Consider the following 17004-nt stretch of genomic DNA (forward strand, 5'->3'; position numbering starts at 1 on the left):
TAAATCCCACGCCAACCGTTGCGTGCGAGAATTCATCAATTAATATAAAGGCTCCGTTGGAGGGATTTTCCTGATAGGCGTCGGCAAAAATGGGTTTGGCTACCTTCAAGCGGATCCCACCGATTTCATTCAACTTTAGCTGAGCCGGGTTCTCGCTTTTTTCCAACGTTTGAACATTAATGAGCTCTTCCAAAGCCAGCACTTTTGCTTTTGTATCATTAATACCGTGCTGGAGCAATAAGGTTTTACCCGGTGTTAAGGCCTGATAATCCAGCCAGCAAACCTGAGCGGAAATTTCCCGCAGTTGCGTAGGCTCTTCACCCGCCTTTACTAACATGTTACCCCGTGATACGTCTACGTCTGTTTCCAGACTGATTACTACCGATTCGCGGGCGTGAGCGTGCTGCAAGGATTGGTCAAATTTCTCAATGGATGAGATCTTAGAGCGTTGCCCCGTGGGTAATACCACGATTTCATCTCCTACGCTAAAGGTTCCACTGGCTACTCGTCCAGCGTATCCGCGATAATCGTGATACTCTTCCGTTTTAGGACGAACGACGTACTGAACAGGGAATCGAGCTGCATGGCTGGAGTCTGTCTTTACCTGATCATCGAATTTTTCCAGTGTCTCTAACAAAGAAACTCCCGAATACCAGCTTATCTCGTCAGACTTTTTGGTAATGTTTACCCCATATAAAGAAGAGATGGGTACAAACTCAATTTCCTGACCTGAAAATTGCACTTTTGCCGCAATGTCCTGAAACTCCTGTTTGATTTGCTGGAAACGTTCTTCACTGTATCCTACCAAATCCATTTTGTTCACGCAGACGATTACCTTAGGAATCCGTAACATAGACGAAATGAAAAAATGGCGGAAGGTTTGCTCTACTACGCCGTGCCGAGCATCGACCAAAATCAGCGATACTTTCGCATTTGAAGCACCTGTTACCATGTTACGGGTATACTCAAAGTGACCCGGCGTATCGGCGATGATGTATTTGCGAGTAGGCGTGCTGAAGTAAATATGAGCTACGTCGATGGTAATCCCCTGCTCACGTTCGGCAATCAGACCGTCGGTTAATAAGGATAAATCCAGGAAATCCAGTCCTTTGCGTTTACTGGCGGCTTCGAGTGCTTCCAGTTTATCTCGGGTGATGGATTGCGTTTCGTATAATAAGCGGCCAATCAATGTGCTTTTGCCATCATCAACCGAGCCCGCAGTAGCTATTCGTAAAATGTCCATAGGAAGGATTAAGAATTGCGAGAGTTAATTTTCCCGCCAGATTCGGCATTCTCAGTTTAGCTGAAAATGCAACCATATCTTATTATATATAGGAAGGGATTAAAAATAGCCCTGCTGTTTACGTTTCTCCATCGCCGCTTCCGAACGTTTATCGTCCATCCGGGCTCCGCGTTCCGAAATTTCTGCGGAAAGAATTTCTCCGATGATGTCATCTAATTCCGTTGCTTCAGAAAGAACAGCTGCCGTACAGGTCATATCGCCTACCGTGCGGAAACGGACGGTGGCTTCGTAAGGAATTTCATCCGTATCCTTATTAATGAATTCTGAATCGGCCCATAACATGCCATCGCGTTCGAAAACGGGACGTTGGTGCGAGAAGTAAATGGAAGGTAATGGAATCCCTTCTTCCTTAATATAATTCCAAACGTCTAATTCCGTCCAATTGGAAATTGGGAATACGCGAACGTTTTCACCTACTGAAATCCGGCCATTGAGCATATCGAATAATTCGGGACGCTGACGTTTGGCATCCCATTGGCCGAAATCGTCACGAACACTGAAAATCCGTTCTTTCGCCCGAGCCTTTTCTTCGTCCCGGCGAGCTCCACCGATGCAGGCATCAAACTTGAATTCTTCGATGGCATCCAGCAGCGTTACCGTCTGAAGAGCATTCCGGGAAGCATACTTACCCGTTTCTTCCTGTACTTTACCCTGATTAATGGAGTCCTGAACGTAACGAACGATCAGCTCGGCTCCTACCTCCTTAGCCAGCCAATCGCGGTAAGCAATGGTTTCGGGAAAGTTATGACCTGTATCCACGTGCACTAAAGGAAAAGGAATTTTGCCGGGGTAAAAGGCTTTTTGAGCCAGACGAACCAAGGTAATAGAATCTTTACCACCCGAGAAAAGAATGGCGGGACGCTCAAATTGGGCGGCCACTTCCCGCATGATGTAAATGGCCTCGTCTTCAAGCTCACGGGGGAAAATCGGATTTTCGAGAGCCGAAGCCGGAATCAGTGACTTATCTCCAAAAGAACTCATTAGGGTATAATTTCAGATTAAACAGATCCTGTAAGATCCATCATTATATATAAGTAAGCGGCTTACGCCGAATGCAATCCACACTCTTTTTTAGACTCTTCCCACCACCAGCGACCGGCACGGGGATGTTCGCCGGGTTCGATGGCCCGCGTGCAACAGGCACAACCGATACTAATGAATCCCTGACGGTGCAAAGGGTTATCAGGAACCCGGTATTTCTCCAAATACACTAATACTTCATCGTAAGTCCAGTGAATCAGCGGATTATACTTTATTAACTGATTTCCTTTGTCCCATTCCAAAATAGGCATGTCAGCCCGGTTTTCGGATTGCTCGGCCCGTAAACCCGTAATCCAGATTTCGGCACCAGCCAAAGCCCGTTTCAGGGGTTCAATTTTACGAATGAAACAGCATTCCTTCCGATTTTCAACGGAGTAATAAAAGCTGTTAAAGCCTTTTTCCTGCACTAACGCCTCTACCCGTTGTGTATTGGGAAAGTAGGTTTCGATGGAATGATTGTATTTGGCCCGCGTCGCATCGAGCAAATCGTAGGTCTGCTGAAATAAACGACCCGTATCGAGCGTGAAAACTCGTACGGGCAAGTTATTACGATAGATAAAATCCGTAATCACCTGATCTTCCTGACCTAGTGAGGTAGAAAAAACTACTTTACCGGGAAACTGCCGGGTAAGGAGTTCGATGGCTTCAGCCGGATTAAGGGCTTCCAGCTGGGGGGTTAACTCCTGAATTAACGCTTCATTGTTCATACCGTCCACTAATTTTTCCATCCCTTCGTATTGCTCATTATTTATTCTATCCGACAAAATTAGACAATGTCTATAAATCAGATAGAATAAATAAATAATTTCTCTGTATTTGAGTTCATTCTCAAGGTCTTATCAAATTCATGAATTTACTTAAAGATGACATAACTTGTTAGTTCACAGACTATTATCTGTAAAATCAAGGAAAAATATTTCTTAAACTTGTTTACGACTCTTCGTTTGAAAAATTCCCACTAAGAGAAATAGATAATTAGACTTTTCTTAGAAAGCAAAACAGACCCGCCCAAGGGGACGAGTCTGTTTTATAAGAGGTTACCAGCGATCTATTCTTAATCAGCTTCCTACGAATTTTTCAGCTTCACGGGCTTTTTCTTCTTCCTGTTCGGCTAGCTCCTGAAATTCCGAGTCGTTTTCTCTTTTTTCTTTAAACTGATCCTTTTCCTGAGCATTATTCGTGTCAGGTTCTTTCTTTTCTACTTCTTCCAGAAATTTTTCAACCGTGGGTTCTGGTGTTTGAGATGTTTGATTTTCCATAGTTTCCAAGGGTTTTGAGCGATTAATAAAAGAATAATACCTCCATTTATGCCTTGCAGTAACCCAGAGTTACTTTTCCCCATTTTGGGAATTCCTGCAATGGCATATCCTTTTCGCTAGTTGATTACGTCACTAAATATACCTCTTATCCATGGAAACGCAACAACTCACTCGTCCACTACCCGGAGAAAAATCCTCTGGTATTCATACGGATACACCCTCTGAAACCGCACAGGAACTGGAACTAGAAAAGTCAATGGAAGAAAATGAAGGCGATCTAGGTTTGGGAGATGAATCTTCGTATCCACAGGAAACCCGTAAGGAAGAAGATGCCGCTACTCGTCCTAATGCTATTTTTCCAGGATCAGTACCGGAAGTACCTGCCACACCTGAGTTGCCTGAAATTGATCCGGTAACGCCTGATATTCCAGGAACTTTTCCTGACCAGCCCCACGCTCCAGAGGAAATTCCTGATTCGGTTCCCGAAGCTCCCGTAGAGACGCCACCGCTGACAGATGTTCCAGAGGTGACTCCCGATGAAATTGGCGAAACGCCCGAAGGCCTTCCTGCTCAGGAAGATGTAATGCCTGTTCCCACGGCTATTTCGGAAGCCGATCAGCAGAACCGAATTCACCCGGCATTTTGATAATGTATATCACTCCATTTCTTCAACTCTAATCTTATCTAATCAATGGCAACGGAAGTAGAAAAATTAATCGACGATTTAGACAATCTGGTTAAGATCAACAATGATCGAACGCATGGGTATCAACTAGCATCTCAGGATATTGAAGATCTGGATTTGAAAAGCCTCTTTTCCACCTTTGTTAAAGAGAGTGAATCATTTGCTGATCAGTTAGGCGAAATTGTTAAGCATTATGGCCAGACTCCTTCAGATTCAGGTACTACGGCAGGAAAACTGCATCAGACCTGGCTTGACCTCAAAGCGAAAATAGTAGGGAAAGATCGGGAAAGCATCCTAAGCTCCTGCCAGACGGGTGATAAAACTGCTATTGAAGCTTATGAAACTGTACTGGATCACGAAAAGGTGAAAGCCCTTCCTGAAGTATACGCTTTGCTGTCTAGCCACCGGGAAGTTATCCAACAGGATTTACTGCTCATTGAATCCCTACAACAAATGCACAGTAACTCATAGGAAATGCTCCGCTTGGAACGATATTAGTGACAATAAGCATTGAAAATCTATAGCGTCTTTCGTATATACGTTTAGGTTATCGAAATATCCATCCCGTTTTTTAATGCTTATAAATCGTTCCTTTTTATGGAAAGATCTGAAAACCACCGCCTAAACGATTTGCTTAATGCAATTATCAACGCTCACGAAGGCCGTAGTCGCGTTTATCAGTTACTTGCTTTACGTGTAAATTGCCTTTTGGTGAAGCCTTTTTTAATGAGAGGAATCACTAGCAGTAATCTTTGTAAAACACAATTAGTGAATCAACTGTGGAATTTTGGGGGAAGAATGTCCTATGATGTGGCATCAACGCCAGAATGGTATTCCTCAGAAGATCATGAGTCATACGAAAAAGATTTAAGAGCTAAGGTAGATAGTAACTTACTGACTCTTTATAAAAACGCTTTACGCGAAGATATGTCTGATAGTCTCAGACACTTACTTACCAGCCAGGTTAGTCTGCTGAAGGCGTTTATCAAACGATTAGAAGAGTTAGAACCTGAAACGGTTAATCATTATCTGATGAGTGCTTAAGGTTTAGCTTTATAAAAAGAAGGGGCTCCTGAACTGATTCAGGAGCCCCTTCTTTTTATAAAAAAATCTTTAATTAATACTATTTCTGTTTTTCTCCTTTGGCTATAAAAAAAGGATATGATCATTGGTCATACCCTAGTTAATTTATTGCGTTCTTAACGTATCGCTTTCTGTTACATAAGCACTATCGCCCGCCGTAACAGCTCCGGCTCCTTTCGGTGAATCTGGTTTATTACCCGTGAGTAAACTTCCGAAGATGGCCCACAAAATAAACGCTACAAATACTGCACCTATAAATAAGAGCAATTTACGGATATTAGGATTCTCGTTTTGTGGGGTATTTAAAGGTTGGTTAGCCATAGTATTAAAGTCGTTAGATTGAATTATTGGTATGAATTACTCCATAAAATTGTCATGCCTGTTTCGTTAATAACTATCTTAACTCACTCACATATAATAAATTAACACAAAAAAAGGACTTCACGAATGAAGTCCTTTTTTCGCTGCTGCTGTAGACTATTTTCCTCGGTCTAAAAGATCATTAGCTTCATCAATTTTCTTATCTACATCGCTCAGGAATCGGTTACTTTCGCGTTTCGCTTTTCTCCAGTCCCGACCACTTGATTGGTTAACATCGTAGTACACCTGGAATAACTGCATCCGTTTTTCTTCTAACTCGGTTTTCAGTTCTTCGCGTTTGCGGCGTTCTTTACGGCTTTCACCCTTTTGTTTTTCGTCGAGCCATCCGATTCTTTCATTCACATCTTCAATCTGCTCGCGAATTCTTTCGGATAAGTCTTGTTTGTCTAGCTCTTCTCTGGATAAATTTCTGCGACTGTAGTTATCTTCATCGCGGTAACGATCTTCGTTACGGTTGCTTCTGTAATAATAGCGATCCCGGTCCTCATCCCGACGGCTGTCCCGGCGTTCGTCTTCGTAACGATCCCGGCGTTCATCCCGATCTTCATTTCGGCGATCATCTCGGTCATCCCGACGATTATCTCTTACTTCTTCATCCCGGTACCGATCGCTGCGAATCTCTCTTTCGTCGTTACGGCTGCTGTCACGATCATCGGATCGACGGCTGTCGCGTTCGTCTGCTCGCATGTCATCCCGGAAATCACGGGCTTCTTCCCGGCGTTCCTCGCGGGCTTCCTGACGTTCTTCGCGTTCTTTCCGCTCCTGACGCTCTTCTTTCCTGTCCTCGCGTCTATCGTCCCGATTACGGTCTGAGTTTGCATACCTAGACGAGTTACTGCGTTTTAGACTACTAGAGAAGTTATCTACGCCTGCACAAGAGCTTAAGAATAATCCACTAGCTAAGGCTCCAATTAAAATAAGTTGACGTTTCATGGCTGTTAATGCTTTTCCCTGGATAAAGGCTTAATGATTAATTTGATAAATTATGATACAGATCAGTACTATTAGAAATTATAACGAATCCCTGCATTTAACTGTGGGCTGAAGTGCAGAAAGGCGGGTAATAACTCTGCGTATAATCCTCCCTCAAAAAAGATAGAATAAGGGGTTTGTTTAGGAAGAATCTCAAGACCGATGTTAGCCGTAGGCCCAATACCAACGTTTTTGACGTAAGCATTGCTAGCAGCAAACTCGCTGGGATAGTAGCGACGCGATGTTACCTGAGCCCCGACACCCCCATAGAGCGAGAGTCGATCATTCATAATGGGAGCGTACCAGAGATAAGATGCGTTGATAGCAAAGCCCACGCCTTTCAATTTTCCCTGTCGGTAATCCGTAGTACCACCCAGCAGACCGCCATAGGTTCCTACGGTCAAATCAAAGGCGTTTCGATCGCCATATTTACGTAAGTTCAAACCCGTAGGTTGACCTACTTTCACTCCAACTGCCCAATCTCTGAGCTGAGCATGAGCCATAGAACTACAGGCAATCAGGAATAATGAAATTACAATTTTTTTCATAACGATAGCGGAATTATTCAACCATGTTGGTTAGGATAATAAGCTTTATTACTTAAACAAGCAAGTCTAAACTAATAGTTTACTATCAATGTATGGTTCAAATGCTGTGCCAATAAGATTATCAATCAGAAAGTCAGATATCTATAGAAAAAAATACTATTTTGGGTAATTTAATACACAGTATTTTCCTTTATATTACCCTTCCTGAATAGGCATAATCCTTTCTTTTTGTGAGTCATCATATAATAGGATAGCCATGAAAACTGATGAACTACTTCACACGCTCTCTCCCACTACGCGGGAACGTGCGTTATTGATTGCCAAACGATTAATGAACAATGGAATTCGTAATCATGGCGAAGCTTTAAAGATTGCCATTGAGATGGCCCGCCGCTGGGCTTGGCGGAATGTGGCAACGAAATCTATGACTACTCTTGAAGCATAACCCTGTCTATTCACAACGCATGACCTCACAACAAAGACTTGCCAATTCGGTGGCCATTATTACGGGCTCCAGTTCAGGAATTGGAAAAGCTATCGCCATAGAAATGGCCCGCGAAGGGGCCTCCGTAGTTATTAACTACCACAAAAGTTCGGAAGGAGCCGACGAGGCTCTGGAACAAATCAAGGGCTTCGGCGGAACAGGCATTACGGTTAAAGCCGATGTCAGCAAAGAAGATGACGTAAAAGCTCTTTTTACTCAAACTATAGAAGCGTTCGGAAGACTGGATATTCTGGTTAATAATACGGGCCGTCAGATGGATGCCCCATTTCTGGAAATGACTCTGGAACAATGGGATGGTGTAATTTCAACTAATCTGACGAGTCAGTTCCTTTGTTCACGCGAGGCTGCTCATCAATTCATAAAGCAGGCTAAAGATCAAAAAGAGGAAGATCTATCAATTGGAAAAATCATTTGCATGAGTTCCGTTCATGACATGATTCCCTGGGCGGGCCATGTCAATTACGCAGCCTCTAAAGGCGGTGTACTGATGTTTATGAAATCTATTGCTCAGGAGCTGGCTCCGTTGAAGATTCGGGTGAATGCCATCAGTCCGGGAGCTATTAAAACGCCGATTAATAAAGAGGTCTGGAGTGACCCGGAAAAGTTACCTGGCCTGCTGGACCTTATTCCTTACAAACGCATTGGAAAACCCGAAGACGTAGCCAAAGCTACCATCTGGTTAGCTTCCGATGAATCGGATTACGTAACGGGCGAAACTTTATACATTGATGGTGGAATGATGCTGTACCCAGAATTCGCCGATAATGGTTAATGAACCATCCGAACAAGAAGAAGGGGTTATGAAACGTGTTTCATAACCCCTTCTTCTTACCTGCTTAAATCTGAGTGGAATCGTAAACGACTACCTTACTCCACAAATGGTTGTTCTTATCGATAAAGGCCTTGTGCTCGGGATGAACAAGATAAGTTTGTTCGTCCTTTGCTGACGCAAAAACCAGCATTACCGAGAAAGAATACGTCCCGTCGGTAACAGACTTATCAAATTCAGTCACTACGGGCTTACCAATGTGAGCGTGCTGAATGACTGATAATTTTCCCAGAGTTTTCAGAGCATTTAGCATCTGGTCATAGTCAGCCTTGTTATCAGGGTTTTTCAACCAGAAAAAAACGTGGTGTACGAATGTTAGTTTTTCGCGGGCTTCGGGCATTACGCCCGCACCAGCCGCAGCTACAGAAGCATTTTTCACAAATGATCGGCGATCCATGATTTGAGGTTATAATTGAAAGTAAAATAGACGCTTGGCGATAGTCCTTCACCCTTATTCTGCTTTGGTAACTTCTGCCCCGGGACGAAGCACCGAAACCCGGACTTTTTTGATTCGTTTCTGATCAGCAGCCAGAACCCGGAAGGTGAAATACTGATGCGTTACCTCTTCGTTTACTTTGGGTAAGCGGCCAAAAAGTTCAAGTAATAAACCTCCCAGTGACTCACTATCGCCGCGGACGGTATCAAATATTTCCGAATCCATCGATAGTACTTTGGTTACGTCGTTAAGTGAAGTCTTTCCTTCAAAAACGTAAGTATTATCATCGATTTTAGTGTACTGAATTTCCTCTTCGTCGTATTCGTCCCGAATATCTCCTACGATTTCCTCAATGATGTCCTCCAGCGTAATCAGTCCCTCGGTTTCTCCGTACTCATTAACGATAATGGCTACGTGCACCCTCTTTTCCTGAAAATCATGTAACAAATCGTCAATTTTTTTGCTTTCGGGAATGAAGTAAACGGGGCGTAGTGTTTCCTGCCAGTTGAACGATTCGTCCTGATCAATGTAGGGTAGTAAATCCTTGATATAGAGAATCCCCTCAATTTTATCGATGGATCCTCGGTAAACCGGTACTCGTGAATAGCCCGACTTATTAATCTTATCCATTAACTCGTGGAAATCCAGCTCAATGTCAAAAGCGGTAATGTCCATCCTTGAACGCATAATCTGCCGGGCCGAGATGCTGCTGAAATTCACGATTCCCCGAAGAATTTCCTTTTGTTCCAGCGACGTATCCTTCCCCGTCGTAATTTCTAACGCGTGGCTTAGTTCTTCCGCCGTAATGGTGTATCCTTTCCTTTGAACCCTTTTCTCGATCATATTCGAAATACTCATCAGAGGAATCGAGATGGGCTTAAAAATAACCTGAGCCGCTTCTATAACCGGAGCCGTTATTTTTAGAAACTTAATGGGGTTTTGATTAGCCCACACTTTAGGGATCAATTCTCCGAAAAATACAATCAGGAAAGTAACCCCTACGGTCTGAATCAGGATACTAACCCAGGCTTCTACTCCTTCGCCCAGAGCTTCTTTGGTAGCTACTGCCGTTAGAGTTACCAGTGTAATATCCAGTAAGTTTTTAAAAATCAGGATGGTAGCCAGAAGCAACTGCGGATGGTCGAGCAGTTTAGCAATGCGTCGCTCGGAAGCGTGGTCACTATCGCGGATGTCATTGCGAGCATCGAGCGAAAGAGAGAAAAAACCTACTTCAGAGCCGGAAGCCAGGGCTGAGGCGGCTAGTAACAGAATCAGGATAAGTCCGTTACTGATGTAGAATCCGGCACCTACCGCGTTGGCGAGAGGTGCCCAAAGAGGGAATGGGTCTAGGATATCGCCTAGAACAGGTTCAGTGAGCAAATGTGGCTCCAAAATGGAAAGCGTTTGGTCTAACGTAAGCCAAGATAACAAAAAAGTATCCGTTAACCCCGGTTGAATTGCAAAACAATCAGGATTAACGGATATGTGCTAATTATTTTTTATGCTTTTCTTAAATTAGAAGGGTAAATCATCCTCTTCGCCCGAAGAGCTACTAAAGGTAGTTGGGGTCGCATTTGAAGTCGGCATCGCGGTAGGTTGTGAAGCCGAAGTCGCTTGTTGAGGAGCTGACATAGAGGAAGATACAGGAGCAAAACCACCTTCGTCAGAGCGATTATTATTGAGCAACTGTAAATCAAGCACCCGAAGACGCAAAGCCGAACGCTGATTACCGTCTTTATCGGTATATTCCTCCATCCGTAAACGTCCTTCCAGATATACCTGATCCCCTTTTTTTAAATACTGAGAAGCTACATCACTCAGACGATCCCAGGCTTCGGCACGAAACCAGGTCGTCAGGTCCACTTTCTCCCCGTTTTTCGTACTATATGACTCTGAAGTAGCTACGGGAAAATCCGTAACCTTCGCTCCGCTGGGAAGCGTACGACTCTCTGGATCACGGCCTAAATTTCCGATTAATGTTACTTTATTGAATGTACGTGCCATATTGATTATCAACAGATTGGATATAAATTTACGAAATTCAAGCTTCAAATCAAAGAGAATTTCCAATAACTTACCTTACCGCTCAATCAGTATTTGTACTCGCTAACTTGTTTAAATAATTAACGACTAAGACTGGTTTGGGTAACTTTTCAATTTCGTCCAGCTCATGAAATTGCAAGGATGCTGGGAAGTTACTTTCCGAAGTGGTTTCCAGGTGCCAGAACTTAGCCTGAATCCGCTGATGGGAAAGCACATGAGTATATACCGGCGATTCGCTTTTGAGCGTTAACTGCGAAGCTACTGCCTCAAGCGGCGGATGTTCGCTCAGCGTATCCCAGTCCAGCAGTCGGTCGTCTTCCACCAGCCAGAAATCGAACATGGACATCCAGACATCTTTGGGTGGCCTTTCCCGCATGGCAAACCGGCCTTGGTGTTCAATAACGAGGTAATGAAAGTAACGCTCCCGCACTTTTGTTTTCTTCGACTTCACGGGCAATTGAGCCTGCCGCCCGGTGTTGCTGGCTTCGCAAACGGTATTAAACGGACAGAACATACACTGCGGCGAAACGGGCACACACTGTGTCGCTCCGAAATCCATAATGGCCTGGTTGAAGCGGGCGGGCTGAGATGGATCAATCAGTTGATTAGCCAGAGCCGTAAATTCTGCCTTGGCCGCATGACTGGCGATGTCGGTTTCAATTCCAAAAATGCGGGCAAGCACGCGGTACACGTTTCCATCCAAAACGGCCACAGATTCATTAAAAGCGAACGAAGCGATCGCGGCGGCGGTGTACGGTCCGATGCCCTTGAGTTTTAGTAACTCCTGGTAGGTACCGGGAAATTCACCGCCGTATTCTTCCACGATAATCTGAGCGGTGCGGTGCAGGTTTCGGGCCCGGGAATAATACCCCAATCCCTGCCAGAGTCGTAATACTTCGCGTTCGTCGGCCTGAGCCAGATCTTTAACGGTTGGAAACGCTTCGACGAATTTATAGTAATAAGGCATGCCCTGCACTACGCGGGTTTGCTGAAGAATGATCTCCGAAAGCCAGATGTAATACGGATTGGTGGTATGTCGCCAGGGTAGATCCCGTCCGTGACGATCATACCAGGCTAGTAATTGAGGAGCAAAAAAATCGTTGGTCATTTCATGGCTTAAAATACGGAAAAGTAAAAGAACCAGACCAAAGGTTTTGCCACGTCAGAGTGTCAGTATGGGTTAGAAAAAGCCTAAAACAGCCTATAAAGCCCCGGTCTTTTTATTTAGTTTTTAGCATAAATTACCTTCTAAAAACCTTACTATTAGGTATTTATAAAAAAAATATCGAGGACTTTTCTGAGGAATTGTTTTGCAAATGAATTCAAACCCGTACTTTTGTGCCTCTAAAATTTTGAGCCTTAGGCACTTTCTCAATAAAATAATTAATAAACCTTTAAAGTTTACCCCAGTGACCAAAGCAGACGTTATCGCAAAAATCGCCGAAAAGACCGGCATTGACAAAGCTGATGTAGCTCAAAGTCTGGAGACATTCTTCGGCGTAGTGAAAGAGGCTCTCGTGGATGGCGAGCCGGTATACGTTCGCGGTTTCGGCAGCTTCGTAAACAAAAAACGAGCTAAAAAAGTAGCACGGAACATCTCTAAGAATACAACGATGGAGATCCCTGAGCACTACATTCCTAGCTTCAAACCAGCGAAGGAATTCACAGAATCAGTAAAGACTTCTGAAAAAGCTAGCCAGGCTGTTTAATCAGTTCGGTTAGAGAACAGGCAGGGTAGGAAGAAAATAGCTGTCCTCTTCTACTTTCTTTCTGCCCTTTTTGTTCACAAGTGTATTCAAGTAATGAATTGATTTGCTTTGGTAGTTGTTGAATTTGTGACTTTCTATCCGAATGGATTCTAACGGTCCCAAATTTTAGTAAACATTACTCCTGTGAAAAAATCATTTATCGCCCTTATTGTTGTTGCAGCGGCTTCGATCGGCGGTCTTTATAGTCTGCCCAAGATTGCTGTGAAGGATGATAAACGTGCTGCCGCAGAAACGAAAGTACCAACGCAGTCAGAAGCAGCTTCAAAACCTGCCTCTTCAGCTCCGGCAGCTGAAACTCATCTGCAACCCGTTTCAACCGAACAAAGACAGGCTTTGGATAAAGCTCGTCAGACGTTTGAAACAACCAGCAAACCCACGGACGAACGCATTCGGGCCGCTGAGCAATTGGTGGAACTCTTTACTAAAGTTACCCGGTTTGATAGTGCAGCGTATTTCGCCGGAGAAATTGCTGGATTACAACCTTCTATCGACCACTTTTTAAAAGCGGGCGATCGGTATTACGAAGCCTTTACGTTTGCCCTTGATTCTGACAAAGCGGCAACTCTAGGCCAACAAACGCGTGATTGGTACCAAAAAGCATTAGATAAGAACCCTAATCTGATGCAGGCCAAAGCCAACATGGCTATGACTTATGTTTCTACGGCGAATCCTATGCAGGGTATCGCCATGCTGCGTGAGGTCTTAGAACAGGATCCTGACTTTGAACCTGCCTTATTTAACCTGGGTATTTTGTCGATGCGTTCCAACCAGTATGAAAAAGCGGTTGGACGTTTTGAACGAATCCTGCGGACTCACCCCAACAGTACTCGCTCGATGTTTTATTTAGGCATCTGCTACGCTGAAACGGGCCAAAAAGAAAAAGCCAAGTCTCTTCTTGAAGAGGTGCGGAAGAAAGAAACTGATCCCTCCATTCTGGCGGGAGTCCAGGAATACCTGGAACAGTTAAAATAATTTTTTAACGTCGTTGACGGTTGTCGGTTCGTTCTGAATAGATCTACTGTTCGGGCAACGGTAACTACCAACATTAAACTCATTACAATTATGCCTTGCGGAAAAAAACGTAAACGCCACAAAATTGCTACCCACAAACGCAAAAAGCGTCTCAGAAAGAACAGACACAAGAAGAAATAACATTGAGTGAAAGGTGAAGAGTGAAAAGTGGTTTTTCACTTTTCACTTTTTAGCTTTTCATTTTTCACTCTCTGGGCTGGCTCGATGGAGTTACAGCCTTTTTGTGTATCCACCCATTCCTGTTCTATCGGAATAACAGATTCAGCCCTACCGATTTTCGAGGAGGTATGATGCTGTATTCTATTATTCCTTAACCCTCTGAGCATCACCTGTGAGCAATGAATTAATTATCAATTCGACTCCCAAAGGTGATAGAATCGCTCTTTTGCAGGACAAAAGAATCGTTGAATATCACTTTGAAGAGTCTGAAGAGCACTTCTCTGTGGGCGATATCTACCTGGGCACCGTTAAAAAACTGGTTACCGGGCTCAATGCCGCTTTCATAGATATTGGGTATGAGAAAGACGCCTTCCTTCATTACCTTGACTTAGGCCATAATATCAACTCCTTGAATAAGTTCACCAAGGACGTTATTGCCAAACGAGTTAGCGACGGAATGTTAAATGGCTTTGAAATGGAGCCGGAAATAGATAAGCATGGAAAGATTGACAAGGTCTTAGCTAAAAATGCTCCTATTCTGGTTCAGGTTGTCAAAGAACCCATCTCAACCAAAGGTCCTCGACTTTCCTGCGATATTTCGATTGCAGGCCGCTTTTTAGTGCTAGTGCCTTTTGGCCATTCGATTAATATCTCTAAAAAAATCACCAGCAAACAGGAACGGCAACGTCTCCACCGGCTGGTACAGGGCATTAAGCCTCCCAATTTTGGAGTAATTATCCGAACCGTAGCCGAAGGAAAAGAATCCGAAGAGATTGAACTGGACCTCCGAAGCTTGCTAGCCAAGTGGGAAGCCGGAATGAAAGCTCTTCGTGATGCCAAACCCCGGGATAAAGTCATTGGTGAAATGAGCCGGGCCACGTCGATCATGCGGGATATGTTGAATGATAACTTCGACAGTATTACGCTTGATAATAAAGAAATGTACGAAGAGGTACGTTCGTATGTCACTCAGATTGCCCCCGAAAAACAGAACATTGTTAAATTCCATCAGGGAAAAAACAAGGTGTTTGAACACTTCGGGATTGAGAAGCAATTAAAAATGCTTTTTGGCCGTTCCGTCAGTTTACCCGGCGGCGGTTATCTGATCATCGATCATACGGAAGCCTTACACGTCATTGATGTAAACTCTGGTAATAAATCCAATCAGGAAGAAAGCCAGGAGGACACTGCCGTCAATGTTAACATGGAGGCAGCGAAAGAAATTGCCCGTCAGTTGCGGCTTCGGGATATGGGTGGTATCATCGTCATTGATTTCATTGACATGAAAAAGCCCGAAAATAAGAAGCAGATTTATGATGTGATGCGGGAAGAAATGAAGCTCGATCGTTCGAAATTCACCATTCTGCCACTTACTAAATTTGGTCTTATGCAAATTACCCGTCAGCGGGTAAGGCCTGAGCTTAACATCCAGACCCAGGAGGTTTGTCCAACCTGCGGCGGAACGGGAAAGATTACAGCGAGCATCGCAGTTTCGGATATTGTGGAACAGAATCTGGACTACGTGCTGAGCAAGCAGAATGAAAAAGGGCTGCGAATTATGCTTCACCCCTATCTGTATTCATTCTTCATGAGCGGTTTTCCGTCTCGCCGAATGAAGTGGTGGCTGAAGTACCGCACCTGGGTTAATTTGGTTCAGGACAGCTCGCTGGGTGTAACCGAATTCCACTTTTATAATAAATCCGGGGAACCCATTGAGGTTCACGGATAGTAAATACGAAGAAAACGGGCCGGAATCAGTTGATTCCGGCCCGTTTTCTTTAGTAATAGTTACGAATAAAGTCTTTCAGATTTTCATAGTTCCGATTGCGATTGACCTCATCTTTCAATTGCTTAATAGTTGCTTTTAGCTTTCTGATTTCCTGGGCAAACTTGACATCCATCCGCTGGGGTTCGGCTACGAAGCGAGCGTGAAAATCATTCTTTCTTAAGTCATTCAACTGACTTTGTAGCTGATCTGCCTGTTTCTTTAATGCCTGATTATAGCTGATCATTTCTGGCATATCCGCCAATTCCTGGGCTTCGGAATGTTCACTTTGCAGTTTCAGTAAGGCAAACCAGTTCCCCTGCTGATACGCTTCTGTTACCTGCTGCATTAGCTTTGTTTTATACGCCCGCCGAGCTTCGTCCCGCTCCCGATCCGGGTGAAAAAGTTTAGCTAAAGCCATATAAAGCTTCCGTAACGGCACCATTGCTACGGGTACGGATTCTGGATTACTAACTGCCTTTTTCTGTTTTTTCTTCTCTTTTTTTTCTGCCCGCTTCTGCCGTTTTTCGTCCTGACGGGCCTGCTGCTTTCCAATTTCTTCGGCCACATAAGCCCGAAGTTCTTCTTCCGAGTTAATAGGAATGCCTTCAAAACTGATTCCAAATTGTTCTGAAAATAGTTCTTTTAACTCCACCAGACGGTCTTTCTCGGAAACGTTCTTCTGCCCCGTATGCTCGTTATAGATGGCCCGCAGATCTTCCCGACCAAACCTTCGAATCAATACTTCTGATTCCTTAATAATGAATTCCTGCAAAGCCACTTTTTCAGCTTTACGAAACGCTTTGGAATGATACGCATCATTAAATCCATGTACCCGTAACACGTGAATTTCGATTACCTCCTGTTCCAAAGGTAAGATATCATTCATTACCCGCTCCCGAGCCATGGCTTCCCAGGCTTCCTGATTTTGTAGGTCTTCCCGCAGTTTTTCAATGCGTTGCAGTTGCTTCTGAAATGTTTCCTGAGCTTCAGACAGGGCTTTTCCTTCCGGCGTATGTATGAGCTTTTCCACCAATCAATTCGAATTATTCTGCGAAGTAAAAAGATAATCTTTCAATCCATCTAAAAGGAATATACCGCAGAGTCGCCAAATATTATTTCCTCTGGCCTTTACCTTTCTGTTTAATTGATAGAATCGTTCCTTTTTATGATACAAATGAAGACCCAGGCAAG

20 protein-coding genes (1 of these 20 only partly in view) are annotated in these 17004 nt (G+C 44.0%); 8 read left to right on the plus strand and 12 right to left on the minus strand.

Going from position 1 to position 17004, the window contains the following annotated elements; genetic code table 11:
- The 4 genes from QE357_RS00035 to QE357_RS00050 all read right to left on the minus strand — a co-directional run.
- A protein-coding gene (locus QE357_RS00035; protein ID WP_309704817.1) for a GTP-binding protein crosses the window boundary here: on the minus strand, positions 1–1243 show its 5' portion. The gene continues 8 nt to the left of window position 1, outside the view; the window shows 1243 of its 1251 coding nt (coding positions 1–1243); its start codon is at positions 1241–1243; the stop codon falls past the left edge of the window.
- Positions 1244–1342: 99 nt separating this feature from the next.
- Complete coding sequence (cysD, locus tag QE357_RS00040) at positions 1343–2191, minus strand: sulfate adenylyltransferase subunit CysD (protein WP_409050256.1); 849 nt, start codon at positions 2189–2191, stop codon at positions 1343–1345.
- A gap of 155 nt (positions 2192–2346) precedes the next feature.
- Positions 2347–3072 carry a phosphoadenylyl-sulfate reductase gene (locus tag QE357_RS00045; protein ID WP_409050222.1) on the minus strand — a complete coding sequence of 242 codons (726 nt, stop codon included), beginning with the start codon at positions 3070–3072 and terminating at the stop codon, positions 2347–2349.
- A 330-nt stretch (positions 3073–3402) separates the two neighbouring features.
- Positions 3403–3603: a hypothetical protein gene (locus QE357_RS00050; RefSeq protein ID WP_106637512.1), complete on the minus strand. Its 201-nt coding sequence runs from the start codon at positions 3601–3603 to the stop codon at positions 3403–3405.
- 151 nt (positions 3604–3754) lie between these two features.
- Between QE357_RS00050 and QE357_RS00055 the strand changes: the two genes are divergently transcribed.
- The 3 genes from QE357_RS00055 to QE357_RS00065 all read left to right on the plus strand — a co-directional run bounded on the left by QE357_RS00055 (position 3755) and on the right by QE357_RS00065 (position 5332).
- Positions 3755–4249, plus strand: a complete 495-nt coding sequence (locus QE357_RS00055; protein WP_307141573.1) for a hypothetical protein — start codon at positions 3755–3757, stop codon at positions 4247–4249.
- Between the two features lie 45 nt (positions 4250–4294).
- Positions 4295–4759, plus strand: a complete 465-nt coding sequence (locus QE357_RS00060; RefSeq protein WP_106637510.1) for a PA2169 family four-helix-bundle protein — start codon at positions 4295–4297, stop codon at positions 4757–4759.
- A 126-nt stretch (positions 4760–4885) separates the two neighbouring features.
- The gene (locus QE357_RS00065) at positions 4886–5332 is read left to right on the plus strand and encodes a hypothetical protein (RefSeq protein WP_309704824.1); all 447 of its coding nucleotides are present in this window, start codon (positions 4886–4888) and stop codon (positions 5330–5332) included.
- 144 nt (positions 5333–5476) lie between these two features.
- Here QE357_RS00065 and QE357_RS00070 read toward each other — a convergent pair whose 3' ends face one another.
- The 3 genes from QE357_RS00070 to QE357_RS00080 form a co-directional block, all read right to left on the minus strand.
- Positions 5477–5692 (minus strand): hypothetical protein, encoded by a 216-nt coding sequence (locus QE357_RS00070; RefSeq protein WP_106637508.1) that lies wholly within the window; start codon positions 5690–5692, stop codon positions 5477–5479.
- A gap of 156 nt (positions 5693–5848) precedes the next feature.
- The gene (locus tag QE357_RS00075) at positions 5849–6685 is read right to left on the minus strand and encodes a hypothetical protein (RefSeq protein WP_309704826.1); all 837 of its coding nucleotides are present in this window, start codon (positions 6683–6685) and stop codon (positions 5849–5851) included.
- 71 nt (positions 6686–6756) lie between these two features.
- Positions 6757–7272, minus strand: coding sequence for a hypothetical protein (locus QE357_RS00080; protein ID WP_307141575.1), 516 nt, complete (start codon positions 7270–7272; stop codon positions 6757–6759).
- 256 nt (positions 7273–7528) lie between these two features.
- On the opposite strand from QE357_RS00080, the gene QE357_RS00085 reads away from it, so the two are divergent.
- The gene (locus QE357_RS00085) at positions 7529–7717 is read left to right on the plus strand and encodes a hypothetical protein (protein ID WP_309704829.1); all 189 of its coding nucleotides are present in this window, start codon (positions 7529–7531) and stop codon (positions 7715–7717) included.
- 19 nt (positions 7718–7736) lie between these two features.
- The gene (locus QE357_RS00090; protein WP_309704830.1) at positions 7737–8549 is read left to right on the plus strand and encodes an SDR family oxidoreductase; all 813 of its coding nucleotides are present in this window, start codon (positions 7737–7739) and stop codon (positions 8547–8549) included.
- Between the two features lie 64 nt (positions 8550–8613).
- Here QE357_RS00090 and QE357_RS00095 read toward each other — a convergent pair whose 3' ends face one another.
- From QE357_RS00095 to mutY, 4 genes are all read right to left on the minus strand, one after another.
- Entirely contained in the window at positions 8614–9003 is a 390-nt protein-coding gene (locus QE357_RS00095; protein WP_106637502.1) for a Dabb family protein, read from the minus strand.
- Between the two features lie 54 nt (positions 9004–9057).
- Complete coding sequence (gldE, locus tag QE357_RS00100; RefSeq protein WP_309704833.1) at positions 9058–10422, minus strand: gliding motility-associated protein GldE; 1365 nt, start codon at positions 10420–10422, stop codon at positions 9058–9060.
- 135 nt (positions 10423–10557) lie between these two features.
- The gene (locus tag QE357_RS00105; RefSeq protein ID WP_309704835.1) at positions 10558–11046 is read right to left on the minus strand and encodes a single-stranded DNA-binding protein; all 489 of its coding nucleotides are present in this window, start codon (positions 11044–11046) and stop codon (positions 10558–10560) included.
- An 82-nt stretch (positions 11047–11128) separates the two neighbouring features.
- Positions 11129–12193, minus strand: a complete 1065-nt coding sequence (mutY, locus tag QE357_RS00110; RefSeq protein WP_307141579.1) for an A/G-specific adenine glycosylase — start codon at positions 12191–12193, stop codon at positions 11129–11131.
- A 301-nt stretch (positions 12194–12494) separates the two neighbouring features.
- On the opposite strand from mutY, the gene QE357_RS00115 reads away from it, so the two are divergent.
- The 3 genes from QE357_RS00115 (at position 12495) to QE357_RS00125 (ending at position 15774) form a co-directional block, all read left to right on the plus strand.
- Positions 12495–12794, plus strand: coding sequence for an HU family DNA-binding protein (locus tag QE357_RS00115; protein WP_094810619.1), 300 nt, complete (start codon positions 12495–12497; stop codon positions 12792–12794).
- Positions 12795–12977: 183 nt separating this feature from the next.
- Positions 12978–13826 (plus strand): lipopolysaccharide assembly protein LapB, encoded by an 849-nt coding sequence (locus QE357_RS00120; RefSeq protein WP_106637499.1) that lies wholly within the window; start codon positions 12978–12980, stop codon positions 13824–13826.
- Between the two features lie 391 nt (positions 13827–14217).
- The gene (locus QE357_RS00125) at positions 14218–15774 is read left to right on the plus strand and encodes an Rne/Rng family ribonuclease (RefSeq protein WP_106637498.1); all 1557 of its coding nucleotides are present in this window, start codon (positions 14218–14220) and stop codon (positions 15772–15774) included.
- Between the two features lie 49 nt (positions 15775–15823).
- On the opposite strand, the gene QE357_RS00130 is transcribed toward QE357_RS00125, so the two are convergent.
- Positions 15824–16843: a J domain-containing protein gene (locus QE357_RS00130; RefSeq protein WP_309704842.1), complete on the minus strand. Its 1020-nt coding sequence runs from the start codon at positions 16841–16843 to the stop codon at positions 15824–15826.
- Between the last annotated feature and the right edge of the window lie 161 nt (positions 16844–17004).

The sequence above is a fragment of the Siphonobacter sp. SORGH_AS_0500 genome (genome assembly GCF_031453245.1).
Lineage (GTDB): Bacteria > Bacteroidota > Bacteroidia > Cytophagales > Spirosomataceae > Siphonobacter.

What these genes read in the sequence shown, in the direction of transcription:
- QE357_RS00065 (WP_309704824.1), top strand. Translation starts at nt 4,886, where the DNA reads ATGGAAAGATCTGAAAACCACCGCCTAAACGATTTGCTTAATGCAATT.
- QE357_RS00045 (WP_409050222.1), bottom strand. Translation starts at nt 3,072, where the DNA reads ATGGAAAAATTAGTGGACGGTATGAACAATGAAGCGTTAATTCAGGAG.
- QE357_RS00055 (WP_307141573.1), top strand. Translation starts at nt 3,755, where the DNA reads ATGGAAACGCAACAACTCACTCGTCCACTACCCGGAGAAAAATCCTCT.
- QE357_RS00080 (WP_307141575.1), bottom strand. Translation starts at nt 7,272, where the DNA reads ATGAAAAAAATTGTAATTTCATTATTCCTGATTGCCTGTAGTTCTATG.
- QE357_RS00085 (WP_309704829.1), top strand. Translation starts at nt 7,529, where the DNA reads ATGAAAACTGATGAACTACTTCACACGCTCTCTCCCACTACGCGGGAA.
- cysD (WP_409050256.1), bottom strand. Translation starts at nt 2,191, where the DNA reads ATGCGGGAAGTGGCCGCCCAATTTGAGCGTCCCGCCATTCTTTTCTCG.
- QE357_RS00090 (WP_309704830.1), top strand. Translation starts at nt 7,737, where the DNA reads ATGACCTCACAACAAAGACTTGCCAATTCGGTGGCCATTATTACGGGC.
- QE357_RS00060 (WP_106637510.1), top strand. Translation starts at nt 4,295, where the DNA reads ATGGCAACGGAAGTAGAAAAATTAATCGACGATTTAGACAATCTGGTT.
- QE357_RS00095 (WP_106637502.1), bottom strand. Translation starts at nt 9,003, where the DNA reads ATGGATCGCCGATCATTTGTGAAAAATGCTTCTGTAGCTGCGGCTGGT.
- mutY (WP_307141579.1), bottom strand. Translation starts at nt 12,193, where the DNA reads ATGACCAACGATTTTTTTGCTCCTCAATTACTAGCCTGGTATGATCGT.
- QE357_RS00070 (WP_106637508.1), bottom strand. Translation starts at nt 5,692, where the DNA reads ATGGCTAACCAACCTTTAAATACCCCACAAAACGAGAATCCTAATATC.
- QE357_RS00050 (WP_106637512.1), bottom strand. Translation starts at nt 3,603, where the DNA reads ATGGAAAATCAAACATCTCAAACACCAGAACCCACGGTTGAAAAATTT.
- QE357_RS00075 (WP_309704826.1), bottom strand. Translation starts at nt 6,685, where the DNA reads ATGAAACGTCAACTTATTTTAATTGGAGCCTTAGCTAGTGGATTATTC.
- QE357_RS00105 (WP_309704835.1), bottom strand. Translation starts at nt 11,046, where the DNA reads ATGGCACGTACATTCAATAAAGTAACATTAATCGGAAATTTAGGCCGT.